The 26411-nt window shown below is 63.7% G+C and carries 29 protein-coding genes and 1 pseudogene; 16 read left to right on the forward strand and 14 right to left on the reverse strand.

Annotation, left to right across the window (positions count from 1 at the left end):
* On the forward strand, nt 1–211 hold a 211-nt coding region (locus IVA87_RS19560; protein WP_247334620.1), incomplete at its 5' end, for a hypothetical protein.
* Between the two features lie 11 nt (nt 212–222).
* Here IVA87_RS19560 and IVA87_RS19565 read toward each other — a convergent pair.
* The 4 genes from IVA87_RS19565 to IVA87_RS19580 form a co-directional block, all read right to left on the reverse strand.
* Nucleotides 223–2172, reverse strand: coding sequence for a DEAD/DEAH box helicase (locus tag IVA87_RS19565; RefSeq protein WP_247334623.1), 1950 nt, complete (start codon nt 2170–2172; stop codon nt 223–225).
* Between the two features lie 217 nt (nt 2173–2389).
* Complete coding sequence (locus IVA87_RS19570) at nt 2390–2902, reverse strand: hypothetical protein (protein ID WP_247300583.1); 513 nt, start codon at nt 2900–2902, stop codon at nt 2390–2392.
* Nucleotides 2903–2997: 95 nt separating this feature from the next.
* Nucleotides 2998–3435 (reverse strand): VOC family protein, encoded by a 438-nt coding sequence (locus IVA87_RS19575; protein ID WP_247334625.1) that lies wholly within the window; start codon nt 3433–3435, stop codon nt 2998–3000.
* Between the two features lie 76 nt (nt 3436–3511).
* Nucleotides 3512–4663, reverse strand: a complete 1152-nt coding sequence (locus tag IVA87_RS19580) for a zinc-binding dehydrogenase (RefSeq protein ID WP_247334626.1) — start codon at nt 4661–4663, stop codon at nt 3512–3514.
* Nucleotides 4664–4845: 182 nt separating this feature from the next.
* Between IVA87_RS19580 and IVA87_RS19585 the strand changes: the two genes are divergently transcribed.
* From IVA87_RS19585 to IVA87_RS19605, 5 genes and pseudogenes are all read left to right on the forward strand, one after another.
* Nucleotides 4846–5325, forward strand: a complete 480-nt coding sequence (locus tag IVA87_RS19585; RefSeq protein WP_247334627.1) for a GNAT family N-acetyltransferase — start codon at nt 4846–4848, stop codon at nt 5323–5325.
* Nucleotides 5326–5346: 21 nt separating this feature from the next.
* A pseudogene (locus tag IVA87_RS19590) lies at nt 5347–5580 on the forward strand (MFS transporter); the annotation flags it as partial.
* A gap of 52 nt (nt 5581–5632) precedes the next feature.
* Nucleotides 5633–6811, forward strand: coding sequence for an MFS transporter (locus IVA87_RS19595; RefSeq protein WP_247334628.1), 1179 nt, complete (start codon nt 5633–5635; stop codon nt 6809–6811).
* Nucleotides 6812–6869: 58 nt separating this feature from the next.
* Nucleotides 6870–7481, forward strand: a complete 612-nt coding sequence (locus IVA87_RS19600; protein WP_080134316.1) for a PilZ domain-containing protein — start codon at nt 6870–6872, stop codon at nt 7479–7481.
* A 331-nt stretch (nt 7482–7812) separates the two neighbouring features.
* The gene (locus IVA87_RS19605; RefSeq protein WP_247280055.1) at nt 7813–8436 is read left to right on the forward strand and encodes a transglutaminase-like cysteine peptidase; all 624 of its coding nucleotides are present in this window, start codon (nt 7813–7815) and stop codon (nt 8434–8436) included.
* A gap of 123 nt (nt 8437–8559) precedes the next feature.
* Here IVA87_RS19605 and IVA87_RS19610 read toward each other — a convergent pair whose 3' ends face one another.
* Nucleotides 8560–10107: an FAD-dependent oxidoreductase gene (locus tag IVA87_RS19610; protein ID WP_247296356.1), complete on the reverse strand. Its 1548-nt coding sequence runs from the start codon at nt 10105–10107 to the stop codon at nt 8560–8562.
* 131 nt (nt 10108–10238) lie between these two features.
* Here IVA87_RS19610 and IVA87_RS19615 point away from each other — a divergent pair, with 131 nt between their 5' ends.
* Nucleotides 10239–10466 (forward strand): hypothetical protein, encoded by a 228-nt coding sequence (locus tag IVA87_RS19615; protein WP_247280057.1) that lies wholly within the window; start codon nt 10239–10241, stop codon nt 10464–10466.
* A 106-nt stretch (nt 10467–10572) separates the two neighbouring features.
* On the opposite strand, the gene IVA87_RS19620 is transcribed toward IVA87_RS19615, so the two are convergent.
* From IVA87_RS19620 to glsA, 4 genes are all read right to left on the reverse strand, one after another.
* Nucleotides 10573–11889: an amidohydrolase family protein gene (locus IVA87_RS19620; RefSeq protein WP_247334640.1), complete on the reverse strand. Its 1317-nt coding sequence runs from the start codon at nt 11887–11889 to the stop codon at nt 10573–10575.
* Nucleotides 11890–11949: 60 nt separating this feature from the next.
* Entirely contained in the window at nt 11950–12513 is a 564-nt protein-coding gene (locus IVA87_RS19625; protein ID WP_247296353.1) for a DUF308 domain-containing protein, read from the reverse strand.
* Between the two features lie 359 nt (nt 12514–12872).
* Nucleotides 12873–14540, reverse strand: a complete 1668-nt coding sequence (locus IVA87_RS19630) for an MFS transporter (protein WP_247334629.1) — start codon at nt 14538–14540, stop codon at nt 12873–12875.
* Between the two features lie 69 nt (nt 14541–14609).
* Nucleotides 14610–15605, reverse strand: a complete 996-nt coding sequence (gene glsA / locus IVA87_RS19635; RefSeq protein ID WP_247296349.1) for a glutaminase A — start codon at nt 15603–15605, stop codon at nt 14610–14612.
* A 364-nt stretch (nt 15606–15969) separates the two neighbouring features.
* On the opposite strand from glsA, the gene IVA87_RS19640 reads away from it, so the two are divergent.
* On the forward strand, nt 15970–16164 hold the full coding sequence (locus IVA87_RS19640; RefSeq protein ID WP_247296348.1) for a hypothetical protein: 195 nt from the start codon (nt 15970–15972) through the stop codon (nt 16162–16164).
* Between the two features lie 33 nt (nt 16165–16197).
* On the opposite strand, the gene IVA87_RS19645 is transcribed toward IVA87_RS19640, so the two are convergent.
* On the reverse strand, nt 16198–16905 hold the full coding sequence (locus IVA87_RS19645) for a GntR family transcriptional regulator (protein WP_247334630.1): 708 nt from the start codon (nt 16903–16905) through the stop codon (nt 16198–16200).
* 254 nt (nt 16906–17159) lie between these two features.
* Between IVA87_RS19645 and IVA87_RS19650 the strand changes: the two genes are divergently transcribed.
* From IVA87_RS19650 to IVA87_RS19675, 6 genes are all read left to right on the forward strand, one after another.
* Complete coding sequence (locus IVA87_RS19650) at nt 17160–18146, forward strand: ABC transporter ATP-binding protein (protein ID WP_247334631.1); 987 nt, start codon at nt 17160–17162, stop codon at nt 18144–18146.
* Nucleotides 18147–18188: 42 nt separating this feature from the next.
* The gene (locus IVA87_RS19655; protein WP_247280063.1) at nt 18189–19478 is read left to right on the forward strand and encodes an extracellular solute-binding protein; all 1290 of its coding nucleotides are present in this window, start codon (nt 18189–18191) and stop codon (nt 19476–19478) included.
* Nucleotides 19478–20437, forward strand: a complete 960-nt coding sequence (locus tag IVA87_RS19660) for an ABC transporter permease (RefSeq protein ID WP_247334632.1) — start codon at nt 19478–19480, stop codon at nt 20435–20437. The genes IVA87_RS19655 and IVA87_RS19660 overlap by 1 nt, the downstream gene beginning before the upstream one ends.
* Nucleotides 20438–20440: 3 nt before the next feature.
* The gene (locus IVA87_RS19665; RefSeq protein ID WP_247296337.1) at nt 20441–21319 is read left to right on the forward strand and encodes an ABC transporter permease; all 879 of its coding nucleotides are present in this window, start codon (nt 20441–20443) and stop codon (nt 21317–21319) included.
* Between the two features lie 4 nt (nt 21320–21323).
* A complete protein-coding gene (locus IVA87_RS19670) occupies nt 21324–22055 on the forward strand; it encodes an aspartate/glutamate racemase family protein (RefSeq protein ID WP_247334641.1) in 732 nt (243 codons plus the stop codon).
* A 178-nt stretch (nt 22056–22233) separates the two neighbouring features.
* Nucleotides 22234–22728, forward strand: a complete 495-nt coding sequence (locus IVA87_RS19675) for a hypothetical protein (protein WP_247296334.1) — start codon at nt 22234–22236, stop codon at nt 22726–22728.
* A 187-nt stretch (nt 22729–22915) separates the two neighbouring features.
* On the opposite strand, the gene IVA87_RS19680 is transcribed toward IVA87_RS19675, so the two are convergent.
* Entirely contained in the window at nt 22916–23269 is a 354-nt protein-coding gene (locus IVA87_RS19680) for a hypothetical protein (RefSeq protein WP_247334633.1), read from the reverse strand.
* 103 nt (nt 23270–23372) lie between these two features.
* On the reverse strand, nt 23373–23726 hold the full coding sequence (locus tag IVA87_RS19685; RefSeq protein WP_247334635.1) for a hypothetical protein: 354 nt from the start codon (nt 23724–23726) through the stop codon (nt 23373–23375).
* A 95-nt stretch (nt 23727–23821) separates the two neighbouring features.
* Here IVA87_RS19685 and IVA87_RS19690 point away from each other — a divergent pair, with 95 nt between their 5' ends.
* Complete coding sequence (locus tag IVA87_RS19690; protein WP_247334637.1) at nt 23822–23986, forward strand: hypothetical protein; 165 nt, start codon at nt 23822–23824, stop codon at nt 23984–23986.
* Nucleotides 23987–24038: 52 nt separating this feature from the next.
* On the opposite strand, the gene IVA87_RS19695 is transcribed toward IVA87_RS19690, so the two are convergent.
* Together IVA87_RS19695 and IVA87_RS19700 are read right to left on the reverse strand one after the other, a co-directional pair.
* Nucleotides 24039–24569: a gamma carbonic anhydrase family protein gene (locus IVA87_RS19695; RefSeq protein WP_247334638.1), complete on the reverse strand. Its 531-nt coding sequence runs from the start codon at nt 24567–24569 to the stop codon at nt 24039–24041.
* A 93-nt stretch (nt 24570–24662) separates the two neighbouring features.
* Nucleotides 24663–24992, reverse strand: coding sequence for a hypothetical protein (locus IVA87_RS19700; protein WP_247280070.1), 330 nt, complete (start codon nt 24990–24992; stop codon nt 24663–24665).
* A gap of 222 nt (nt 24993–25214) precedes the next feature.
* Between IVA87_RS19700 and IVA87_RS19705 the strand changes: the two genes are divergently transcribed.
* On the forward strand, nt 25215–25922 hold the full coding sequence (locus tag IVA87_RS19705; protein ID WP_247334639.1) for a hypothetical protein: 708 nt from the start codon (nt 25215–25217) through the stop codon (nt 25920–25922).
* Nucleotides 25923–26411: the final 489 nt, after the last annotated feature.

Raw genomic sequence — 26411 nt, forward strand, 5'->3', positions numbered from 1 at the left:
CCCACCGAGGAAGAAAGCGAGTAAGAAATCGCCGGGTGGAGCTGATGATAATAAGAGAAAAACCCCAATGAAGACGGCGGAATGCAGTGGCAACATCGCCGGCAGAACTAGTATGATGAAGACGGCGGCGGTGGCCGCTGAGCTCACGCCTCTCTCTCTTCAGATGATGTCGCCAGTGCAATCCGGCGGCTTCATTGCTGGTCTGAGCTGAACGGCGGAAGCTCAACCTCGCCGTTTCTTCCTCGCCTTCTTCCCCGGCGCGCCCTTCACGGGCCACGGCATGACCGAAGGCTCCGCGTGGCCCTGTTTGCTCTTATGCTTCTTTTGCTTTCCGAAAGAAGCAGCCTCGCCGAATTTCGGGCCACGCTCGCCGTGAGACTTGCTGCGCGGCTTGAATGCACCTGCCTCGCGCTCGCGATCGCTCTGACGCTCACGGTGATCATCGTCAGCGGGCTCGCGCCTAGGCGCATGTGATCGTTCCTGCGAAGCCGCCTGCCGCTGCGGCCCGTCCGCCATCGGCTCGAGGCGGATGCTGTCTTCCTTGTCCGGACGCTTGATCTTGGCGGCGAAGGAGTCCGCGACCCGCTCGGAAATCTCGAACTCGGTGGTGGTGTCCATGATCTTGATGGCGCCGATATCGCCCTTGTCGATGCCGCCGCGGCGGCAGATCATCGGCAGCAGCCAGCGCGCCTCCGCGTTCTTGCGCCGGCCGATGGCGGCGCGGAACCAGACGCTGCCCTCGGCCATGCCATGTTTCGACGAGGACTTCCCGGATTTCGCGCGCGGCTTGCCGGGGCGATCGCCGCCGCCTTCACCTTCAAACCTGTCACGGCCGCGATCGTCGCGCGATTTGCCGCCGCGCTCGCCGGGATCGATGATGTCCTCGGGCGACGGCAGCCGTGCCCGATAAAGCCGCGCCAGCGCGGCGGCGATATCCTCGGGCGAGCGCTCGGCCAGCAACGCCTGTGCCAGCACCAGATCGTCGGCGGTCGTCTCCTCGGTAAACAGCACGTCCTTCATGCGCGCGTGATCGAGGTTGCGGATTTCCTCCGCCTGCGGCGCCGTGCCCCAGACCGCGTCGACGCCTGCGAGATTGAGCAGCAGCTCCGCGCGCCGCCGCCGTGCCGGCGGCACCAGGAGGACGCTCGTGCCCTTTCGTCCCGCACGTCCGGTGCGGCCCGAGCGGTGCTGCATGACTTCGGCGTCGTTGGGCAGATCGGCGTGAATGACGAGGTCGAGGCTCGGCAGGTCGATGCCGCGGGCGGCGACGTCGGTCGCGACGCAGACGCGGGAGCGTCCGTCCCGCAGCGACTGCAGCGCCATGGTGCGTTCGTTTTGGGTCAATTCGCCTGACAGGGCGACCACGGAGAAACCGCGCTCCAGCAGCGCCGCCTGCAAATGCCTGACGTGATCGCGCGTGCTGCAAAACACCAGCGCGCTTGGCGCCTCGTAAAAGCGCAGCACGTTGACGACTGCGTGCTCGGCATCGGCGGGCGCGATCCGGATCGCGCGGTACTCGATATCGGCGTGGCCGCCTTCGTCGCCCGCGACCTCGATCCGGAGCGCGTCGCGCTGATATTGCCTGGCCAGTGCGACGATGCCGCGCGGAAACGTCGCCGAGAACAACAGGGTGCGGCGCGCCTCAGGCGTGGTCTCGAGGATGAATTCCATGTCCTCGCGAAAGCCGAGATTGAGCATCTCGTCGGCTTCGTCGAGGACGACCACCTTCAATTCGGAGATGTCGAGACGGCCGCGACGCAAATGGTCGCAGAGCCGGCCGGGCGTGCCGACGACGATATGCGCGCCGGCCGCAAGCTCGCGCTGCTCGCGCCGCGGATCCATACCGCCGACACAGGAGACGACGCGCCCGCCGGCATGCCCATACAGCCAGGCCAGTTCGCGTTGAACCTGCAAAGCGAGCTCGCGGGTCGGCGCCACGATCAGAGCAAGCGGCGCGCCGGCTTCGTCGAACCGCTCGGCCTCGCCGAGCAGATCCTTGGCCATGGCAAGGCCATAAGCCAGGGTCTTGCCGGAGCCGGTCTGGGCCGAGACCAGGAGGTCGCGGCCAGAGGCCTCGTCCGCAAGCACGGCGAGCTGAACGGGAGTCGGGGAATCATAGTTCCGCTCGGCCAAAGCTCGGGCGAGCGGCGGGGTCAGGGCCGGAAAAGACACGGGATGGAGAACCTTGGTTAATTCAGGCGCGCAAACGGTGAACCGGCAGACCTGAGCTCGCGTGCGCGGCAAACGGCACGGCCGCACGCCGGATGTGATCTGGGCGCTCTTTACGCCAAGTGCGCTGAAATCACCATGCCTATGATGCATGACCTGCCAGAGAACCGCGCCTGAAGGTTGCGAGGATTTGCCAGCCGGCAATTTGCTTGCCGCCCTCCTAATCCCTGGAGGTCGCCAGCTTGCTGAAGCTGCCGACCAGCTTCGCCCTCGCCCGCGCAACAATGTCTCTTGCTGCAAAGGTCAAGGTGCGGATAGCGCGCCAAGCTTCGGTTGCCTGCAGCCACGCCTTCACCTCGGCGAACTTGCCATAGGCCCAGGCGAATGCCGGAATCCGCATCAGCTTGTCACGCGTGAGATGGAACAGGCGCTCGACCAGAACGAGCTTGAGCAGCTCGCCGATGATGAAGGTCGCCGCGCCGCTCAGGACTTGGCCAGTTGCGGCAAGGTAGGCTGCCAGGGGCTTGACCGGCTCCAGAATGATCACGGGCACGGAAAACAAGGCGAGCGAAGGATAGGGCGGCAGCGACCTGATCCAGGCCCGCAATCGCGCGAATTGGAGGTGCCGCTCAACCCAGCGCGAAATTGGCCGCGCGACGGCCATGAAAACCGCGTCCACAAGGAAGTAGACGGCGGCCAGGACGTAAGTGACGGGTTTCAGAATTCGCTTCACGGCACCTCTCCCGTGAACTGAAAGCCGGAACTTGGGCCTAAGTTTCACCGCAGCATGAGGAGTTCGCGAATTCCCGATGGAACTTTCTGGGCGGTTCAGATCTCCGCATAGATCTCAAGCAAATTTCCATCGGGGTCGCGGAAGAACAGCGTGCGATGGCCAAAGGACTGGTTGGTCGGCGGCGACAGCAGCCCCACGCCCCGCCGCACGAGTTCGTCGGCGCACGCATCGACTTCAGTTGCCGACACCTTGAAGGCCAGTTGCAGCGAAGCGCTGCCCGACGGCGTCGGCGCCTCAGCGGCGGTCCGGCTCGGCCGTGCCAGCGCCAGCGTGTTGCTGCCGAGGCCGTACTCGATCCAGCCCGGTGAAAGCTCGCGCAGCAGGGACAAGGCGAGCACGTCCTCGTAGAAGCGCCGCATCGCCGCCATGTCGCGCACGAAGATGACGGTGTAGTCGATCGCGCGGATGGCGCTGAAGGGCGAGTGGGGCCGGTTCGGTTCGAGAGTCTGTTCGTTGCTCATCTCGTCATTCATTCCAAACTCCGACTCGTAGCCCCGCAAGGAGCCAACGGTCGGCGCAAAGCGCCGCTCGCTTAACGGAGAACATGACCTACTCCACCAACTCCGGCCACGGCACGATGGTCGACTTCACCGTCTTCATCGCCATCGCGTCCTTCACGGCCTGCGCGATGCCGGCTTCCGTGAACGGATAGATCGTCTGCATCTTCAGCCAGGGATACCTGTCGCGCGTGCGGTAGAGCATGTCGACGCCGAGCGGCAGGTCGTTGCCGGTGAAGCCCCAGGATCCCAGCACATTGAGATCCTTGGTGCAGATACGGTGCCAGGAGGTCTCGATCGAGCCGGCGTCGGTGAACTGGCCCATCTCGACATAGGTGCCGCCGTCGCGCAGCATCTCGATGCCTTCGGGGCCGGCTGAGGGGTGTCCCGAGCAATCCATCACGAGATCGGCGCCGAAGCCGCCGACGATGTCGCGCACGCGTGCGATGCGATCTTGCGGCGACTTCAGTTCATCGATATTGACGGTCGCCTCCGCACCGAATTCGCGCGCGAGGCGGAGCCGCGGCTCTTCCGGCGCGCCGACGCAGATGACGCGCCCTGCCCCCATCTCCTGCGCGGCTGCGACCGCCAGAATGCCGATCGGACCGGAGCCCTGGATCACCACCGTATCGCCCCAAGAAAAACCGCCGGCGCGGGTCGCGCGATTGAAGGCGCGGATGCAGGACGTCAGCGGCTCGGACAGCGCGCCCAGCCGCAGCGACATGTCGTCGGGCAACTTGTAAATCTTGGTGCCCGGCAGCATGTCGAGATCGACATAGACATATTCGGCCCAGCCGCCCCACATATGGGGCGCCTTCTCGAAGCCGAGATAGCGGCCGTAATAGACCGGCGTCAGGCACTTGTTGGCGACTTGCGGATAATGGATGCAGTAATAGCAGCGTCCGCAAGGCATCAGCGGCGGGATCATCACCTTTGAGCCGACCTTCAGCGGCTTGCTCATGAAGTCCTCGGTGAACTCGTCGCCGCATTCGACGATGACGCCGCCGAGCTCGTGGCCGAGCGTGAACGGCCAGGGCAGCGGTTTCGGCCAATGCCCCTTGAGAATATGCAAATCGGTGCCGCATACCCCGCAGGCGCCGACCTTGATCAGCGCCGCCTTGCGGCCGACCTTCGGCCACGGCACGGTGCGGATGACAGGCTCCGAGCCCGGTCCTGCGTGAGTGCAGACGCGGATGGATTCCATGGCTGTGTCCTCGCTGCCCGTCTGTTATGGTTGATTGGTGCGGGCGTGAGGCGAAACCTATGTGAGATGCACCGTTGTGCCAAGCGCGAGTCTCGTAGTCTGCATGCAGCAGAGCGGAATGCGGGCTCTGCGGCCCCGGATTGCGCTGCACGCCATCCCGGCGATGATCGAGGAGAATGCCGATGCTGCGTGACTATCAGCCGGCGGATGCGGAAGCGGTCAGGCGCGTCGCTCTCGCCGCCTTCGCGCAATTCGAGCAGGACTATTCCGACTGGCCGACGTTTACAGCCAACGTCGCCAAGATAACCGCGCTTTCCGGGACGGGCGAGATCATCGTCGCCGAAGACGGTGGTAAGATCGTCGGCGCCGTGGCTTATATCGGCCCACGGCAGCCAAAGCCGCCGTTCTTCGATCCGGCCTGGCCGATCATCCGCATGCTGGTGGTCGACCCCTTCGCGCGCGGCAAGGGCATTGGCCGGCAACTCACGGAAGAGTGCGTTCGCCGCGCCGAGCGCGACCAGTCGCCGATCATCGCACTGCATACGACGCCTATCATGACGGTCGCTCTGCCGATGTACCTGCGGATGGGATTCGAGAAAGTGCGCGAGGCGCCGGATATCTCTGGCGTGCCTTATGCGGTCTACGTCAAACGGCTCGACTAGCGGCAGGGTCGTAGCCCGCAAAAGCTGTCGTTCAACACCATGGCGCAGGCGCTGGTGCAGCTCAACGCACCATTCGACATCCGCGGCCGCGTCGTCGGCTCGACAACACGGCCGGACTCGGGATGCGCGCCTTCAGCGGCATCACCGTCGGGCTATCAGACGCCGCGATCGGCATTCACTGGCCTCTCGGCCGCGGTACTGCTGGCGCTGCTCGGCCTGCTCTATGGGCGCGCGGCGAAGAAGTCAGCCGGTTGACTCCGGCCTCTCTCCACCGCACGCTCGAGGCAGTGGCTGGGGAGATCACGCTTTGCGCAATCGCTGGGGCATTCTTGCGATCCTGTTCGTCGTCCGCCTCACCATCGCGTTCCAGTTCCAGAGCGTGGCCGCAGTCGCTCCGCTCCTGCAACAGACTTTCGGCGTCGGGCTCGCCGACATCGGCATCCTGATCGGGCTCTACTTCACACCGGGCGTGGTGCTGGCGCTGCCAGGCGGGGCGATCGGCCGGACTCTCGGCGACAAACCCACCACGATCGCGGCACTGCTGCTGATGACGGCCGGCAGCCTCGTCATGGCCGTCACAGAGGTCTGGGGCTGGCAGATGGCAGGCCGGCTCGCCTCCGGCGCCGGCGGAGTGCTGCTGACGGTGCAACTCACCAAGATGGGCACCGACTGGTTCGCCGGAAAGGAGATCGCAACCGCGATGGCGATCTTCGTCAACTCCTGGCCGGCCGGTGTTGCGATCTCCTTGCTGGTGCTGCCGGCGATCGGCACCGCCTATGGTGCGGGCGCCGTATTCCTGTCGGCGGCTGCGCTGACCGCGATCGGTATCGTGCTGATCATGTTTTATCAGCCGCCGCCGGGTGCAACAGCCGGCGCGGCCGGTTCGGCACGCCTCGATCCTCCGGCCCTGCTGGCGGTCATCGTCGCCGGCGCAATCTGGGGTCTCTATAATGTCGGCTTCGCCATGATCTTCTCGTTCGGCCCGTCACTGCTCGCCGAGCGCGGCTGGAGCATCGCGGCGGCAGGGTCGGCGATCAGCCTCGTGATGTGGCTGTCGGTGATCTCAGTGCCAGCAGGCGGCTATCTGGCCGATCGATTCAAACGGCCCTTTATACTGGCGACCGCGGCGAGCCTCATCGTGGCCCTGTTGCTGGCCTGGCTGCCGCGAACGGACGCCGTTATCACGATCCTCGTCCTGATCGGGCTGATCGGCGGCCATCCGGCCGGACCCCATCATGAGCCTGGCCGCCCGCGTGCTTGCGCCGGAAACGAGGGCTATCGGGATGGGCGTGTTCTACACGCTGTTCTATGCCGCGATGATGCTGGGGCCGGCGATCGCGGGTCGGCTCGCCAAATCGGCCGGGACCGCCGCAGCCGCGCTCGACCTCGGCGCGCTGACCGTGCTGGCCTGCCCGCCCTTGATGTGGCTTTTCGAGCGCATTGTGTCTGTCCGTGTCCGGCGGGTGCGATCCTAACGCGGCATTAACCCTATGCACCTTAGGGTCGTGCCGGACTCCGCCCGGGCGGGGGGTCGGGTGTTGGAAATGGCGTTGGCGAACAAAAAATTTCTTCCGGCCGCCGAGGAGCGCCGGCGTTTCCAGCGGGTGAAAGTGCACCTGCTCGGCCGTTACATGCTGCCGGACCGCCGCGAATTCCCCTGCCAGGTGATCAACATGTCGCCGGGCGGGCTGGCACTGCTGGCCCCCGGCATCGGCAATGTCGGCGACCGCGTCGTCGCCTATCTCGACCATATCGGCCGCGTCGAGGGCAAGATCACCCGGATCATCGACAATGGCTTCGCCATGACGATCGGTGCGACGCCGCGGAAGCGCGACAAGCTCGCGGCGCAGCTGACCTGGCTCGCCAACCGTGACATCCTCAATCTGCCGGAAGACCGCCGCCACGACCGTATCGTGCCGCGCAATCCGATCGCGGTGCTGACGCTCGAGGACGGCACCAAGATGACCTGCCGCATCATCGACCTGTCGCTCTCGGGCGCCGCGATCGCCGCGGAGAACCGCCCGCCGCTGAAATCGATCGTCCTGCTCGGCCGGGTCCAGGGCCGGGTGGTCCGAAACCTCGAAGACGGCTTCGCGCTGGAGTTCATGCACGAGCAGCCGGCCGAGACACTCGAAGAGAGCGTTACCGCGCGGTAAAGCGCGACGGCGTCAAAACACCTGCATTTCCAGCCTCGAAAGCGGCCTCCGCGATGCGGACGCCGCCTTTTTCGTGCGTGGCGACCGACCCCGTGCGGGTTAACGCGAGGGTTGCAGCTGTGCGCAAACAACGGCTTCGGCAGCGTTTGCCGCGTTAATACGTAAAAATTGAACCAATTGCATTCATTTCAAATTTTACGAGAATTCGATTCAAGTATAGTTCGAATTCGCCGCGCGTTTTACTTGCATTCGTCTTGACTTGACTTGGATGACTTAGCGGCAACTCAAAAGCTCCGTGCGAAATGTGGTCCCAACAAGAACGGGGGCCGCAATGTTTGATTTCAGGGGACAGGGGAAAGGGCTGGCGCTGGCTGCCATGCTCTTCGGGTTTAGCGCGGCAGCGCAGGCCGGCGAAGGCCGTCTGCTCTACGCGAGCCTCGGCGACACCACGCGTGCGCCGATCGGCTGGGTCGAGTTCTGTGCCGACAATGCCGCTCAGTGCCAGGGCGGGCCGACGCAGGCACGCGATATCGTGATGTCGCAGGCTGCATGGCGCGACCTCATCAAGGTCAATCGCTGGGTCAATGAGACCGTGAAGCCTTTGACCGACCAGGAGCACTGGGGCGTGATCGAGAAGTGGTCGCTGCCGTCAGACGGTTACGGCGACTGTGAAGACTACGTGTTGTTGAAGCGCAAGATGCTGATCGATGCCGGATGGCCGCGCGAGGCCCTGCTCATCACCGTCGTGCGCGACAAGAAGGGCGAAGGCCACGCGGTGCTGACGGTGAAGACCGACAAGGGCGAGTTCGTTCTCGACAATCAGAACGAGAACGTCCTTGCCTGGACGGAGACCGGCTACCGCTTCGTCAAGCGCCAGTCGCAGAGCGATCCCAACGTCTGGGTCTCGCTGGGCGATACCAAGCCGGCGGTCTCGACCGCCAGCGCGAGAGATTGATCGTCACCCAAAGAAAGAGTCACGCGGCCCGGTCACATCCCCACCCCTCCCCGTCCCAGACCGGTTCGCGCGCGGCCAGCCATCCCCCAATGGCTGGCCGCAACTTTTTGAGGGAATTGCCGCTCACTCCGCGGCTTCGAGATTAGCGGGTCTATCGACCTCGCCCAGCGGCGACACGGCAGGACCATTGAGCGCGGTGCCGTCGGGCGCGAACTGCGAGCCGTGACATGGACAATCCCAGCACTGCTCCAGCGCATTCCAGTGCACGACGCAGCCGAGATGGGTGCAACTGGCCGAGTGCAGATGCAGACGTCCGTTGCGGTCGCGGCAAGCGGCAATCTTCTTCAGGCCGCTGCGGACGAGACGCCCCTCGCCCGGCCGCAGCCGTTCGACGCTCGCAATCTCGCTCGCCGCAAGATATTCCGCAAAATTCTTCAGCGGCGTGATGTTCTCGCTGATGAACTCGCCGATGTTCTTCTGGATCTTCCGTGACGGAGCGTAGATGTCTTGCCACGGGCTCGCGCCCGTCGTGATCAGATCCGTCAGCAAGAGGCCGGCGACGAGCCCGTTGGTGATCCCCTGCCCGGAATCGCCGCTGACGATGAATAGATGCTCCTCGCCGGGGCTGCGGCCGATGAAGCCGGCGAAATCAACCGGCTCCAGCACCTGGCCGGACCAGCGATGAGTGACCTCGCGCAAACCGGGCAGGCGATCGCGGGCCCAGCGCTCGAGCGCGTCAAGGCGCTGTGCGCCGTCGTTCGCTTCGCCCGATTTATGATCTTCGCCGCCGATGATCACGATGTCCTCGTCAGCTGAGAACGGCTGGAGCCGGACATAATGATAGGGATCGAGCGTATCCCAATAGAGCGCATCCTCCAGCGCGCCGGCCGCAATCTTCGCCGCAAGCGCATAGGTGCGGTAAGGCGCCTGCTTGGTGTGGATCGCCACCTGCACATTGACGGGCGAGTTCGTCGCGACCACCACGTCGGCGGCATGGACCTCGTGACCCGAGGCCGTCGTCACGACCATGTCGCCGTGGCGTTGACCGATGCTCTCAACACAGGTGTTGCTAAAGAGCCGCACACCCCGCCGCTCGAGTGCACGCGCTAAGCCCGCGAGATATTTGGTCGGGTGCATGCGCGCCTGGCTTGGAAAGCGCAGCGAACGCACTTGGCCCTTGGCATGGAACGGGGTTGGCTCGATGCAATTCTCGACGGGAATTCCGAGCTTGCGACAGCAATCCAATTCCTTGTCCAGCTCCGATGCGGGCGTTTCGGGCGCCAGCACCCAGTAACCGTCGACGCGTTGAAAATCACAATCGATGTGCTCGGCACCCTGGATGGCCTCGGCGCGATCGATCGCGGCAGCAACGCTCTGATAGTAGCGGAGCGCGCAATCATACCCGCGCACCCTCACCAACTCGTCGTAACCGTCGTCGAGCGCGGTGGCCAGGTGGGCAGTGGTGCGCGCCGTCATCCCGCTGCCGATGCCGCCGCGGTCCAGCACTACGACCGAGCGTCCATGGCTGGCGAGCTCATAGGCGACCGATAGCCCGGCAATTCCAGAACCGACAACGACGACGTCCGTACCCATCGTACCGGATAGCGCCGGGGCATCGGCAACCGAAACATCCATCCAGAGCGATCGGGTGTGCTCGTCTCGTACATTCATGACAGTACTCCTCGAAGCAACAAACGATGCGACGGGACCAGGGTTCCTCTCCGACCGCCGGCGAGCGGAAATGCCAATCGAAGATCACCACATTCATTAGGAACCTTCATCGCGCTCGCGCTTGAAACGGCATGAAAAATCCATCACCCGGAATGCGCAGGGCGTTACGTCAAGCCCAATTGTACGGACACCTGCTCGTCCGGAATGACAGGCTGTATTACCCAGGAGGCAATCATCCGATCTGCTCGATCCAGCTTGCACGCGAGATGGTCAGGTCAGGATGGATGACCAAGCAGGACGGCGAATACGAGATCACGCCTGACGGGCAGCTTGCCGCCGAAAGCGAGTACAGTCGCTGATGCGCCCGCTGGGTCCAGCCGCAACTTCGACAAAAACCCGGTCCTGACCGTCGAGCCAGAAACAATCCAAGCCGCAGGTTATAAGCGGCGCAGAGACGCGCGCGTGTCAGTGCACGAGACTGTTTTTGTAGATCCTGCCGTCCTTCATAATCACCACAAAATTCTTCGAGGGATCTTCGATGAGCCTGATGTCGTCGAGCGGATTTCCGTCGACGAGCAGGAGATCGGCGAGCGCCCCCTCCTCCACGACGCCGAGCTTGCCGGGATAGGGATCCCGTAGACCGGAGAGGCGCAGCAGTTCCGCATTGGTTGACGTCGCCATAGTCAGTGCTTCAGCCGGCGTGTACCAGCGCGTGAGCGCGCTCAGCAACGCACCTTGCTTGTCCGCCAGTGCCTTCGAGAACAAGACATCGGTACCAAACGCGGTTTTGATGCCGTACTTTCTTGCCAGCGCATAAAGGCGGTCAGTGCCGGCAACCACCTGCCGCATCTTGTCCTGCTCGGCAGGCCCAAGTGCGGTCGCGCCGGCGAGATCCAGGAACGGCTGTGTGCTCAGCCATATTCCCTTTTCCGCCATCAACCTTGCGCTCGCCTCGTCCATGAGGTGACCGTGCTCGATGCATCTGACGCCGGCGGCGATCGAGCGTTGGATCGCGACCGGGGTATAGGCATGGGTCGCGACATAGGTGCCCCAATTGTCGGCCGCCTCAACCGCGGCGCGGAGTTCGGGCTCGGTGAAGGTCGAGACATCGAGCGGGCTGAACGGCGACGCGACACCGCCGCCCGCCGCAAGCTTGACCTGCGAAGCGCCTTGCATCAGTTGCTCGCGCGCCCGCATGCGGACCTCGTCGGGACTGTCGGCGACCATGCTGCCGCCGATCCGCTCCATGCGGCTGAGCATGCGACCGATCGTGCGCGGCAGATCCGAAAGCTGGCGAAAATCGCCATGACCGCTGGTGATGGTGATCATGGCGCCCGAGGGGTAGATGCGAGGGCCGGCAACGAGATCCTCGTCGATGGCCTGCTTCAATCCGAACGAGGGTCCACCCATATCGCGCACCGTCGTGAAGCCGCGCATCAGCGTCGCAGTTGCCTCGGCCGCGGCGAGCAGATTGTTGTAGCCAACATCGCCTGCGAGCGCGGCCATCGGCGTCGGGCGCACCAGCATCGCATGCCAGTGTGCGTCGATCAGCCCGGGCATCAGCACGCGGCCACCGCCGTCGATTGCCAGACCGGCAGCAGTGGCGTCGCCGGTTGAGATCTTCTCGATGGTGTTGTTCCGGACAAGAACGCTGGATGGTGCAGAGAGCGAAACGGACTTGCCGTCGAATATCCGGACGTTGCGGAACAGGATAGCGGAGTCCTGCTGCGCCGATACTGGTGACGGAAGACCGAAGACGCCTCCAACGAACCAAAGCGCCATGACAGCCCGCAGGAGCGTCGCCGGCCTACGCCAACTCGACATAAGTAATCTCCGCGGCGCTTACGCAGGCTTTGCCACGGGGAGCCACGCAAAAGCCAGCCACCCGATGCCGTGAGACAACAAGTCGATGCCGAGCAACAGTCCCAGAACCCACAGCCCGGTCATCGGAAAGCCCGTGAGGATGATGAGTCCCGCTAGAACACCAAATACGCCCGACGCGAATATCATGCCGCCGCCCTGCTGCCAGCGGCCGATGCCGATCAGCATGCGTACGACACCGGAGACCAGCAGCGCAATGCCGAGCACATAAGTGAGCAGGAGGGCTCCGGTCAGCGGTTGGGTGACCAGAACAATGCCGAAGGCAATATAGAGCATGCCGAGGATGATCTGCCAGACGAAGCCGCCCCAGCCCTTGGTCCAGAACGCGTGGAAAATTTCGAAAGCGCCCGCGGCGATGGCCATCCAGCCAATGAACAGCGCACTGACCACGGTGAAGAACGCGATGTCGCCGAGCACCATCAGCCCCGCGAGCACCATGAACAGACCCAGCAGCACACAGACCCAGCGAGGCGGTTGCGGCAGGCCGGTCGCGCCCATGGGTGCGCTATTGTCGTAAGTTGTCATGACGTCCTCCTCGGTTTACCTCCAACGCCATCCGCAATGACGGCGGCCACGGTGCCACCAGCACTCCCAGCGCCGACGCCGCCGATGCCAAGATGGCGGGCGAGGCCGTGGACGCTGTGGCGGCCGACGCGCCGGGCGTTGGCCGGAGTCCTGTAACGGACGGGCAGTCTGCTGCGCAAAGGTGCCGGCGACGGGCTCGCGTCTACTCGGAACGGGACGATCCTTTGGCTCCGGCAGGGCCACAGCATCGTACGACCCGAGGGTCACTCCTGCACCAGCGACAATCACGCCTCCCAACAGCGTCCGCAACGCGGCGCGTCGATCCATCTCGCTTACTGATCTCATTCCTGGGTTCTCTTTCACGAAATCCTCTGCCCTTCTTCAACGCAGGTTTTCGCAGCGACTTCATCGCTTGGGATCTCACCCGGCAGATAGTTAGGAAGCTGTCCGGCCGGGATGATCGCAATCAGGGCGAGACCCGCCATGATCAAGAGTCCAATCTTGAGCGCCCGCAGCCGTGCCTCAGTGTTCACCCGCACGGCTTCCGCGACCTGCTGCGGCGATCCGCTCGTGCCTTCCAGCACGGTGCGCAGGCGGTCGTTGCTGACGAAGGTGATGTTGTCGAGATCGACCTGGGCCTGCAGCTCCGGCGTCAGCACGGGACTTGCCGTGATCCTGCCGAGTGCGATGGTGCTAAGTAGACCAACCAGAAGAGCTCCTGCGACCGCGGTCCCGACTGCGGCGGCAAGATTTTGCGTCGTGCCGCGCAAGGAGCCGACGTCACCGGCGAGTGCTTTTGGAGACGCTGTCACGAGGACGTTGAACAGCAGCGTCACCAGCGAGCCCTGACCAATGCCGAACAGGAAAAGCCCGAACAGCACGGGAATTTCGCTCCAGTCGTTGCGCACGACGAACGCGAGCCAGACCAGCGCGATAGTGCAAACCGAAAAGCCGTAGCGGCCGATCTGGCGGGGCGATAGTCGCTCGTAGACATTGACGATCAGCATCGCCGAGAAGAAGACCGTGAGGTTGAACGGCATCATCGCAATAGCAGTCGCAAGCGGCGAACGCCCCTGCACGATCTGGATATAGAGCGGCACCGTGAAGTTCAGTGCAGCCTCTAGCGCGACCACCGCGAACAGCGCAAAGACCGCGCAACGCTCCTCCGGCGAATCGACCACCGCCAAGGCCAGCAGCGGCGTCTTGCCGGCGGCTTGCCGCCTGTGCGTCCACAGCAGGAATGCCTGGCCCAGCACGATGCCGAGCAAGATCATGACTGGGGCGGGCGAAAGGCCGAACAGATCAAACGGTGCGTTCGGGGTCGCCACCGCCAGCCCCCAGCCGTTCAGGTTGTTGAAGCCGAAGCTGATGAGGATGATCGCGGTCGCGGCGAGCACCACGCCGACGATGTCGATCTGCACGTCAGGCCGACCGTGGTCAGGTTTGAGGCGGAAGCTCATGAGAAAAACGATAGCGGACGCCGCGATCAGAATTCCGAACGCCGGCCGCCAGCCGATATAGGTTCCAAAGACGCCGCCGACCACAAACGCCAGCACACCGGCAGCCGCACGGGCCGAGCCGAGCGCACCTAGCGCGGTTGCCTGCTGGCGGCCCGCATAATTCTCGGCAATCAGCGCGACCAGCGAAGGCACGATCACCGAACCCGAGGCGCCGCACAGCGCTTGCGCGGAAATCATGACCGATGCAGACGGGCTGAACGTCATCATGAGCTGTGAGACGAAGAACAGCACCACCGCGCCGCGGAACACGTGCACCGCGCCAAACCGTTGAGCAAGCTTGGCGCCGAGCATCACGAAGCCGGCAACCAGCATGGAGTAAGCTACGATGCCTGTCGCGACCGTCGTCGGCGCGACGCCAAAGCTCTCGACCATTCCACCCATGGCCACCGGCAGCGAAGCCACGTTGAATGACATGATCATCTGGCCGAGCGCGATTGCGATCATGGGAACCCATGAGGCGCGCTCCTCCTGGTGAATGCCGCCGATCGACATTGTCTGCGTGGCCATGGCGTCCTCCAGCTTGATCGGCGTTGCGACCGGCCAGGCTATGAGCCGACCGGTCCTTTCAGCATCGGTTCACTCTTCCGGTTTCGATACGAACAGATCCATTCCCAGCCGCTGCGACAAGAACTTTGCGGCGAGTTGCCCCCGCACGCTGTTGCCGGCCGCATCGAGCGGCGGCGCGAAGGTGCCGAAGCCGCCCTTGCCTGGGGACACCGCGACGATGCCGCCGCCGATCCCGCTCTTGCCCGGCAGGCCGATGTCGTAGAGCCAGTCGCCCGAGGTCTCGTAGAGCCCGGCTGTGATCATAACAGCCAATGCGTAATGGCAGATCGAGGCATCGACGACGCGCTGCTTGGTCACCGGGTTGACGCCGCCGTCCGCAAGCGTCGCGCCCATGACTGCGAGGTCGCGCGCGCTCACATTCAGAGAGCACTGCCGGGTATAGAGATCGGTCGCTTCCTTTGCGTCGCAGTAGATGCAATCATAGCTCTCCAGCAGCCGCGCTATGCTGCGGTTGCGAAAATTGGTCTCCGACGCCGAGGCGTAGACCTCTTCGTTGAGCGGCAGCTTGCGACCGGCAAAGCGCGACAATCCGTCATGAATGAATGCCCATCGCGCCGCTGCGCTAGCGCCGGGCGCCAGGCTGGTCGTCGCAATCGCGCCGGCATTCACCATCGGGTTGGTACGGCCGCTGCCCTGCTCAATCGCGGCGAGCGAGTTGAATGGGAGACCGGTCGCGTTCGCGCCGAGCTTGGCGCGGGCCTCCTCCGGCCCGATGGCCTCGCAGACCAACGCGAACAGGAACGGTTTTGACACGCTCATGATGGAGAATTCGTAGTCGGCATCGCCAGCGCCGTAGACCTGCCCGCTTGTCGCAACGACACAGACGCCGAACAGCTCACTCGGCACGCGCGCGAGCGCGGGGTAGACCTGCGAGTTGGTTCCATCGCGATTTGATTGAAATCGTCGCTGTGCCTCGGTCACCAGCGACTGCACGGCCTCCGCGCCGGGCAGATGGCCGGTCGAGACGTAAGCCGTCTCTCGTTCGTCAGCCAGAGGACGCGCCATGGCACCACTCCGCAGAACGGATTCAACTGATGTCGGCTCCGTTCTATAACTCGACGCTCGCCGCCAGTTGATTCCCCCAACTCGAGCGAGTCAATTTACAACCACAAGGCGATTTTGCAGACCTGCCATACGACTCCACAAGAGATGCAGCGACCGCGCGATGCAGCGGGAATTTCCGGCATATGCGTAAGCCTCGCTGTCGAGCCATGTATCGAACTCTATTCAAAAGCAAATACCGACCGAGATAAGACTCAAGGTCAGATTGTAATTCGCTTGCGCTGGAGTACGATCATGCGCGGCTGCAAAGGATCATAGGGCGAAAGAGAAGCGCGAAGAAATCCACATTAGGTGAACGAGGCGTAACATGGTGGCACAAACGACTGACGGACATGTCCTGCTGGTCAAAAAGCTCGGCGGCCTCTTCGCAATCATCATCGGATGCTTGCTGACGGCAGTCGGCGTGACCTTCGAATCCAGCGGGACGACTTTCTTCGGCGTTCTCTTCCTGGTACTTGGCGCCGGTTTACTCGTGCTGAAAATCGTCAAACGAAACGAATGATCTTCGTTGCCATAGACAACTGACGCGGTTCGCTCAGGCGCCGAGCACATCGACCAGCCGCAGCTCATCGGCGGCGGGATCTTTCAAGAACAGCTCGGCCTCGATCTCGCTCAGATGCGACAGCATCTGTGCGCGCGCCGCCTCTCTGTCGCGCTTGCGGATCGCGGCGACGATGCCGGCGTGGTGATCGGTGCCGCAGGCCGGCGTGTCATGGCGGCGGTAGAGCAGGATGATGAGCGAGGAGCGCGCGATCAGCTCCTTGAGGAAGCCGAGATAGATGCTGTGGCCGCCCATCTCGGCGACCAGACGGTGAAACTCGCCGGAGAGGCGGACCGAGGCGCGGGCGTCGCCGCGCAGTTCGGCCTCGCGTTCTTCGGTGAGATGGCGCTGGAGACGGTCGATCCAGGCCGGCGATACCGCGTCGATGGCGTGACCAATGATCGTCGGTTCGATCAGGCGGCGCGCCTCGAACACTTCGCGGGCATCCGCAGGCGTCGGACGTGCGACGAAGGCCCCGCGGTTCTTCTCGATGTTGACGATGCCTTCATGCGCGAGCTGTTGGAGCGCGGTGCGGACCAGGGTACGGCTGGCACCGTAGATATCGCCGATCTCGTCCTCGCCGAGCTTCGTGCCGGGTAACAGGCGGTGCTCGAGGATCGCGGCGGTCACGCCCTCCCGGATACGACTGACGCGATCGCTCGCGTCCGGCGCGTCGAATTTCGGGCGGGTCTTGGCGGCCATGGATGTCAGGCTCGATCGAGGACGTTCGGCGGCGAATGTTAGTCGACGAGCTGTATCCAATCACAGGCGAAACTTTATACAATCTTCGCCCGTTTTGTGTGCAGGTGATTGCGCAGGCGGCAGGCAGCCCGGATCGGCCAGATTCATCTAACGATCTGACTCCGCTGCACAGTTTTGAGAAATTGACCGCCGAGAGTCGTTGGCACGGACCTTGCGGAGAGAGGCGGGAAGCATCGCCCACCGTTGGACACGCCATGGCCACTCCTGCCGCTCTCGAACTGGTTGCCGTCACCAAACGCTACGACGCGACGCTGGCGGTCGACAATATCAACCTGAAGATCCCGGCCGGCACCTATTGCTGCCTGCTCGGCCCCTCCGGCTGCGGCAAGACCTCGACCCTGCGCATGATCGCGGGCCATGAGGCGGTCAGCGAGGGCGACATCATCCTGGGCGCGCAAAACGTCACCGACCTTGAGCCCGCCAAGCGCGGCACGGCGATGATGTTTCAGTCCTATGCGCTGTTTCCGCATCTCAGCGTCATCGATAACGTCGCTTTTGCGCTGAAGATGCGTGGCATCGACAAGCCGACGCGCCACAAGCGCGCCGGCGAATTGCTCGAACTGGTGGCGATGAGCCCCTATGCGGGACGCCTGCCCGCACAGCTCTCCGGGGGCCAGCAGCAGCGCGTGGCACTCGCCCGCGCGCTGATCACCGAGCCGCAGATTCTGCTGCTCGACGAGCCGCTCTCTGCGCTCGATCCCTTCCTGCGGGTGAGAATGCGGGGCGAATTGAAGCGGCTGCAGCGCGAGCTCGGCATCAGCTTCATCCAGGTCACCCACGGCCAGGAAGAGGCGATGGCGCTCGCCGACCACATCGTGGTTATGAACCACGGCCGGATCGAGCAGCAGGGCACCGCGCGCGAGATATTCCACCGTCCCCGCACCGAATTCGTGGCGCGCTTCATAGGTGGCCATAACGTGCTCAACGATTCCGGCAAGCTGATCGCGGTGCGCGCCGATCAGCTCGGCATCGTCCCGTTCACCGACGGCGCCTTCGGCGCGCCGGCGCTTTTGACCCAGACCGAGTACCAGGGCTCCTTCATCGCCGTCTCGCTCACGCTCGACGATGGCACCGCCCTGTTCTCCCACGTTCCCGAGGCCACCTTCGACGTCCACCCGTTCCGTCCGGGCGATCGCGTGCTGGCCACCTGGGATCCCGCCAAGGCGCAACGCCTGCAATAGCGCCGATCGATCACCGGAATGCGCAACAGAGGAGTGACTGATATGACCGAGACCACCAGGACGAAGGGCGTCAGCCGCCGCACGCTGCTCAAGGGCACTGCAGGTCTTGCCGGCCTCGCCGCCGGCTCCGGCGCGATCACCGGCTTTCCATATGTGAAGTCGGCCGATGCGAAGGTGCTGCGCTATCTCGGCACCGCCGTAAACGAAGGCGACGACATCTCCAAGCAGTGCCTGAAGGACACCGGCATCAAGATCGAATACATCACCGCGACCACCGACGACGTCACCAAGCGCGTGATGACCCAGCCGAACTCCTTCGACGTGCTCGACACCGAATATTTCTCGCTCAAGAAGATCGTGCCGTCGGGCAACATCCTTGCCCTCGACGCCAAGAAGATCAAGGAATTCGACAACATCACGCCGGTCTTCACCAAAGGCGAGACGCCCGGCGGCAAGAAGATCGGAGGCCAGGGCACCGCGCCCTGGAAGGTGCTCTATCTCGAAGGAAAGGACTCCAAGAAGTTCGCGACGTCGGCGACGGAGTTCGTCACGCTGATCCCGACCGTCTACAACGCCGACACGCTTGGCATCCGCCCCGACCTGATCAAGCGTCCCATCAGCTCGTGGTCCGAGCTGCTCAATCCCGAATTCAAGGGCAAGGCTTCGATCCTCAACATTCCCTCGATCGGCATCATGGACGCCGCGATGGTCGTGGAGGCCTCCGGCAAGTACAAATATGCCGACAAGGGCAACATGACCAAGGAAGAGATCGATCTCACCATGAAGGTGATGACCGAAGCCAAGAAGGCCGGTCAGTTCCGTGCCTTCTGGAAAGACTTCAACGAGAGCGTCAACCTGATGGCTTCGGGCGAGACCGTGATCCAGTCGATGTGGTCGCCGGCGGTGACGAAGGTGCGCTCGATGGGCATTCCCTGCACCTTCCAGCCGCTGAAGGAAGGCTACCGCTCCTGGGCCTCGGGCTTCTGCGTCTCCAAGGGCGTCTCGGGTCCCAAGCTCGAATGGGCCTATGAGTTCGTGAACTGGTTCTTGTCCGGCTACGCCGGCGCCTACCTCAACCGCCAGGGCTACTACTCTGCCGTGCTCTCCACCGCGAAGGCGAACATGGAACCTTACGAATGGGCTTACTGGATGGAAGGCAAGCCGGCCGAAAAGGACATCAAGGCGCCCGACGGCTCGCTGCTCGAGAAGGCTGGCGCCGTGCGTGACGGCGGCTCCTACGAGGACCGCATGGGCGGCGTCGCCTGCTGGAACGCCGTGATGGACGAGAACGACTACATGGTCCGCAAATGGAATGAGTTCATCGCGGCGTAATGGACATGTCGGAAGAGGTCCTGCAACAGGCGGCCCCGGGCTTGATCCCGGGGTCGGGCACAGCGCGCGCCGCAAAACTGACGCGCCTGTCCCCGTCCTTCATCTCCTGGCTCCAGGCCGGGCCGATGATGCTGGTGTTTCTCGCCTTCTTCCTCATCCCGCTCGTCTTCGTCGTCATCGTCTCGTTCTGGGACTACAACGAATACCAGCTGCTGCCGGCCTTCTCGGGCCGCGGCTACACCGACACGTTCGAAGGCTGCATCGCGCAGCTCCCCGATCTCTGCACAATCGGGCGCACCTACGTGATGACGCTGAAGCTGTGCTTCATGGTCTGGGCCATCACGCTCTTCATCGGCTTCTGGGTCGCCTACTTCCTCGCCTTCCACGTCAAGTCCAAGACCTGGCAGATGGGATTGTCGCTGCTGTGCACGATCCCGTTCTGGACCTCCAACGTCATCCGCATGATCGCCTGGATCCCGTTGCTGGGCCGCAACGGCCTGGTCAATTCCGGCCTTGTCAAAGCAGGACTTATCAACCAGCCACTGGAATGGCTGCTGTTCTCCGAATTCTCCGTGGTGTTGGCGCTGGTCCACCTCTTCACCTTCTTCATGGTGGTGCCGATTTTCAATTCGATGGTGCGCATCGACAAGTCGCTGATCGAGGCCGCCTATGACGCCGGCGCGAGCGGCTTCCAGACGCTGGTCAACGTCATCATCCCGCTGGCAACGCCCGGCATCGTGATCGGCTCGATCTTCGTCATTACCATCGTGATGGGCGACTTCATCACCATCGGTGTGATGGGCGGCCAGCAGATCGCGGCCGCCGGCAAGATCATCGAGACGCGGGTGAACGCGCTGCAATTCCCGGCCGCCGCGGCGAACGCCGTCATCCTGCTCGCGATCACCTTCTTGATCATCACCATGATGTCGCGCATCGTCGACATCAAGAAGGAGCTCTAGAGCATGACGGAAGGACGCCCGCGCTCTTTCTACGTGCTCGCGATCTTCTTCGCGGCCTATGTGCTGTTTCTCTATGGCCCGATGATCGCGATCTACGTGCTGTCCTTCCAGGGGCCGCAGGGCGGCCTCACTTTCCCGATGAATGGCATATCGACCTTCTGGATCGCGAAGCTGTTCCAGGGCACCGGCATCGTCGATCTCGGTGCGGCTTTCCGCCGCTCGCTGCTGCTCGGCATCATCGTGATGATCCTCACGGTCGTGCTGTCAGTCGCCGCCGGCATGGCCTTCCGCCGCAAGTTCAGGGCGCAGAGCATCCTGTTCTATTCGGCGATCGCAAGCCTGATCGTGCCCTCGATCATCACCTCGCTCGGCATATCGCTAGAATTCCGCATTATCGACGACTTGATCAAGGCGCATTGGAACGAAAACTTCGAGACCTCGATGGGCCTGCTCACTTCGGGCCTCGGTGCCCACCTGACCTGGACGCTGCCGTTTGGCCTCTTGATCATGTTCGCGATCTTCAACCGCTTCGACCCCAGGCTTGAGGAAGCCGCACGCGATCTCGGCGCGACGCCGTGGCAGACGTTCCGCCACGTCGTGCTGCCGATCATATTGCCATCCGTGATCGGCATTGGCCTATTCGGCTTCACGCTATCCTGGGACGAACTCGCCCGCTCGAGCCAGGCAATCGGAGCTGTTAATACATTGCCGCTGGATCTGCAGGGCCTCACCACCACCGTGACGAACCCGGACATTTATGCTCTCGGCACTATCATCTCCGCCGTCTCGTTCACGGTGATCGCTCTTGCGCTCGGCACCATCCACATGCTCAACAAGCGGCAGGCGGCCAAGGGCTCGGACGCTGGCAAGGGACTTGTCTGATCCGATGCGGCTTCACGTCGTCAATCCCAATACCACTGTTGCGATGACGACGAAGATCGCCGCTGCCGCGCGCTCCGTTGCCCTGCCCGGCACCGTGATCGATGCGCGCCAGCCGGCGATGGGCCCGGTCTCGATCGAGGGATTTTACGACGAGGCCTTTGCCGTCCCCGGCATGCTCGGCTGCATCCGCGAGGCTGATCACGACGGCGCGGATGCGCACGTCATTGCCTGCTTCGATGACACCGGCCTCGACGCGGCGCGCGCCGCCGCGAAGGCCCCGGTGATCGGCATCGGCGAAGCCGGCTTTCATATGGCAAGCCTGATCGCGGCGCGCTTTGCCGTGGTGACGACGCTCGCTGTCTCCATCGTGCCGATCGAACATAACTTGCGAAAATACGGTCTCGCCGAACGCTGTGCCCGCGTGCGCACCGCCGAGGTGCCCGTGCTCGCGCTCGAGGAGCGCAATGCCGATGCCCTCGGCAGGATCTCCGCGGAGATCTCGGCCGCGATCCGTGATGACCGCGCCGAAGCCATCGTGCTCGGCTGCGCCGGCATGGCTGATCTCGCCGCCGGGCTCGCCGCCGCGCACGGCCTGCCCGTTGTCGACGGCGTCGCGGCCGCCGTGACGCTGGCGGAATCAGTGGTGCGGCTCGGGCTAACGACGTCCCGGCTCGGGCCCTATGCCGCGCCGCGGTCGAAGACCTATTCCGGGCCATTTTCGCAATTTCAGCCCTGATCCGTGCTCCCGACGGGCCTTGGGACGCTTCAACTCCCGCTGATTGCTGGTTTTTTTGCCCTTAGCCTCTTTTTGGTCCCATTCCTTGCCGAAACGTAAGGCTTTCGGGACGCCCCGGTGATCCTCTGGGTTGCCGGTCTTCGCCACTCACCAAGTTTCAATTTGGGTTTTGTCAGCGATGATCGATCTCGCACAGGACACACCATCCGCCCCTCTCCTTCGCCTTGGCGCCCAGCCGATCGCGCTGACCGCCGCCGCGCTTCTCCTGCTGATCGCCGGCGTGACCTCCATCGCGGCCTGGCGTGCCTATACCGGCGCGGCACCGGAGACCGACCGGCTGGTAGCATCGCGGCAGCTCCAGGCCCGCACCGCACAGGCGTCCGAGCAACTCGTCGAGAAGACCAAAGGGCTGGAGGCGACCCAGCAGGAATCGATCGATCAGCTCCAGGTCGTGCAGGACCAGCTCCAGACCATGAAGCGGCTGATGGCGGCGCAGCAGGCCGACACCAAGCGCCTGTCCGAGCAGGTCGCGGCGCTGAGTGAGTCCGTCGACGGCTTACGGCAATCCTTTGCCAGCGCCCGGGCCAGCGAGGCCGAAACAAACTCGGTTACCCGCAGGAAACCGGCGCGGCACCGCGTTCAAGCCAGCGCGGGCAAGCGGTCGCGCGGCTGAGCAACTCACGATACCGGCGAATTTTTTCGACTTGTGAACTGGATCACATTCGCGCGTGTGATTCCGCGCGATGCTTGCGATACCGGATGGCGTGAGCCGATTTCAATGTCCGGGGCTGGCAAGGTCGTTGACGGTATACTGCGTCAACGGCCTTGTTTTTTGGTGGGCCGGCTACTCGCCAGGGATGCTATTCGCAGACATCCACGCGGCGGTATCGCCATCCCGCAGGCGTCATGACCCGCTTGCGAACGACGTAGCAGCCGCCGTAACCATCGTCATAGCCGGCACCATAATAATAAGGGCTGCCGTAATACGGACAGCGATAACCATAATAAGCGCCGTAGTAGCCGGCGCCGGCAAGCCCCGCTCCGATCGCGACACCCGGCCAGAAGCCGCCGCCGTGCCAATGGCCGTGGCCGCCATGGCCCCAACCGCCACCGCCCCAGCCGCCACGGCCGAATCCGCGCGCCTCGGCCACTTGCGGCGCCGACAGTCCGACCGCTGCGACGGTCACGGCCGCCATGATCATCTTGCGTAACATCACTCGATCCTCCGCGTGGACACGCTCCACGTTTCAAAGCAGGATCAAGCTAACGTCACTTCGACATTTCTGACAGCCACGCTGTCTCACTACCGCGCGAGCGTCAGCAGCCCCGGCAGATGCTTTTCATCTTCTTGTCGAGCAGCCGGTTCTCGGCGTTGACGGTGGCATCAGCCGCCCCACCTGCGCCACCGCCGGTGGCGGCTCCGGAGCCCGGGCCGGATGATTGAGCCGTACCCAAGCTGTTGGTCCCGGGCGGCGGAGCCGGCGAGTTGGCGATACCCCCCGTCGGTCCCGCGGAGCTTCCAGTCGATCCCACAGAGCCTGCGGTCGATCCCACAGAACCTCCGGTCGAGCTCGCAGAGCCTCCGGTCGCTTGCGCGAACGATACGGCCGGAATCGCCGCGAGTGCGAGGATCACCATCATGGTCTTGGTTGCGGACGATCTGGCAGACATTGGAAATTCTCCTTTGCCGGTCAACCGCTGCCGCGATCACCTGTTCCGGAACAAATGCCGTCACATCAGCTTGAAAGCGAGGAGGCCAAATCACGATGAACCATCGCGATCCCCTTGCTGAAGGCGAACGCGCTGCGCGCGAAAGCATCCCGGCAGAAGCAAATCCCTATTCAGACGGCAGCGACGAGCATGCGCTATGGGCCGCCGGGCACGAGAAGGTAGCAGGCGCGATCGAGGCGCGCGAAGCCGAGGGCATGTGACGATAGGTCGTCTGCAGCCGCACCGACTGGACCGACACGGCCGGCGGGCATCTCAGCCGATCCGCTTCAAGCCCTTCTTGAAGTGGGGACCGTTGGCCACGTAGAACCTGGCCGCACTCCCCATCTTCTGGACCTGGGCATCTTCGAGCGTGCGGATCACGCGCGCCGGCGAGCCAATAATCAGCGAGCGCTCCGGAAACGCCTTGCCCTCGGTTATGACCGAGCCGGCGCCAATGATGCTGTTGCGGCCGACCTTCGCGCCGTTCATCACGATCGCGCCCATGCCGACGAGCGCGCCCTCCTCGATGGTGCAGCCGTGCAGGATGACGTTGTGGCCGACCGTGCAGTTCCTGCCGACGTGAAGCGGGAAGCCGAGATCGGTGTGGCAGGTCGAGCCGTCCTGCACGTTGGCGCCTTCGCCGATCTCGATCCATTCATTGTCGCCGCGAAGCACCGCGCCGAACCAGACGCTCGCGCCCGGCTTCAGGCGCACACGGCCGATCACGGTGGCGGTCTCCGCGATGAAATAATTGCCGTCGGCGGGAAGATCGGGCGCCTGCCCGTCGAGCTCGTAGATCGCCATGGAGGTCTCCTGTCAGGATGATCCTGGCATAGCGAAACGGCGGCCTGGACGCAAAGGCGCCGCCATGCAGAGCGTCCAGTCGCGCCGGAGGCGTCAGCCCAGCACGCCGGCTGCGCGCAGCGTCATCAGGAAGAAGGTGCCGCTCATCATGCTCCAGAAGCCGGCAATGAGGGTCGCCATCATCACGAATTCGGCGCGGCGGGTTTCCACACGGATGCCGCGGAGCGTGTTGCGCATGATGATGAAGGGCGCCGCGAAGACCAGGAACGGCACGGCCGCGAAGGTCTTCGGCGCGACGCCGTCCTGCAACAGGCCGAAGCCGGCGGGACGCTGCGCGAATGCCTGGTATCCGTTCACGAGCGCGCCCGCGAGCGCGAAACCGATGCAGATCGAGAAGAAGGTATTGAGAGCTTCAGGTGTCATCGGAACGGTCCGCCCTTACGCGACGCTGGCGCCTACCTGTGACAAATCGTGCCGGTTAACGCTACATTATCCTTAAGGGAAGGTTAACGCCGCCGGCCAGCCCGCCCAGGGGCCTTCCCGCTCTCCGCAGGCGGGGAGCGCTGCGCGAAATCGCCGCCACATGGCATATTCGCCGCTGATTCGTCGGCCAGCGGCCGACTGCGGCTTACCTTGCGCTAGCTCATGACGGTGTTTTCGGCAACCTCGCCTCGCTCTCCCCGGACGCGCACCCGCGCGCACGTCGTCCCGATCGCGCTCGGCGGCGCGGCTGCGGCCTGCGCGGTCGCGCTCGTTGCCTATTTGCTGTGGCCGACCTGGGGCACACGCGGTGCGAACGCCCCGGACAAGCTGCCGGTGAGCGTCGGCGGCACGCTGTTCAACCTGCCTGTGACGGCGATCCGGATGAAGATCCAGCGGCACTCAGGGCCGCAGGAGCGCATCGATCTCGATTTCCTCTATCCCTCGCTGGAACCGCCCGGCGCTCCGAAGCACGTCACCGCCGATACCGTGGAGGCGGCGGTGCAGTCGATCGACCGCATCTTCCTGTCGATCGCGGCCCATCACGATGCACTCGCGCCCGAGCAGCGAACAGCCACGATCTATCCGCGCTATCTCGACCGGGCCGCGACGATGCCCGAAGAGGGCCTGACGATGCGGATGTTTCGCGCTGAGACCCCTTACGGCAGCGAGGATCTCTATTCCGCCGCAAGTCCGGCGCTGACCGCACGCTGCACCCGCGATGCGGCCACTCCCGGCATGTGCCTCTCCGAGCGCCGCGTCGGCGGCGCCGACCTCACCTTCCGCTTTCCGCGAAGCTGGCTGTCGCAGTGGCGGGACGTGGCGGAGGCGATGGAGAAGCTGACCGCGCAGCTGCGCGGGCCGAGGGGCTGAGCGGGGCCTCGGCTCGAAGGGACGGGCTGGAGCCTCCCAAACAAAAACCGCGAAAACAACCCCATGCACACTAGCCAAGCACTGGGGGCATTGAGCTTTTTCGTATTTTTCGAATCGCAACTTGACCTGTCGGGCAAAACAGGGGCATGATGTCATCATGCTTTTCCTGCAGCTCGGCGCTAGCCTCCATCCCGGCGCGTGCGCGCATCGTGGAGCACACTGATCGCGACATGGTCGTGCAGCCGACCTCATCGAGGCCGACCGCGTCATCGTCGCTGACGCCATGACGCGCGGCTGCGAATTCTTGACGAGAGATAGAGTTACGGGCCCGCGAAGCTAAAGCGGGATGGGGTTTGGTTGAATCGATTTGGGATTCCCAAATCAGTTCGATTCTGATTCACCATGCTGGCTGGGCGGGAGGCCAGCATGGATGGGCAAGCCTTATTCTCTGGATCTTCGCCAGCGTGTCGTGGCCGCGATTGAGGGCGG

This window comes from Bradyrhizobium sp. 147 (genome assembly GCF_023073935.1).
In the GTDB taxonomy this organism is placed as follows: domain Bacteria; phylum Pseudomonadota; class Alphaproteobacteria; order Rhizobiales; family Xanthobacteraceae; genus Bradyrhizobium.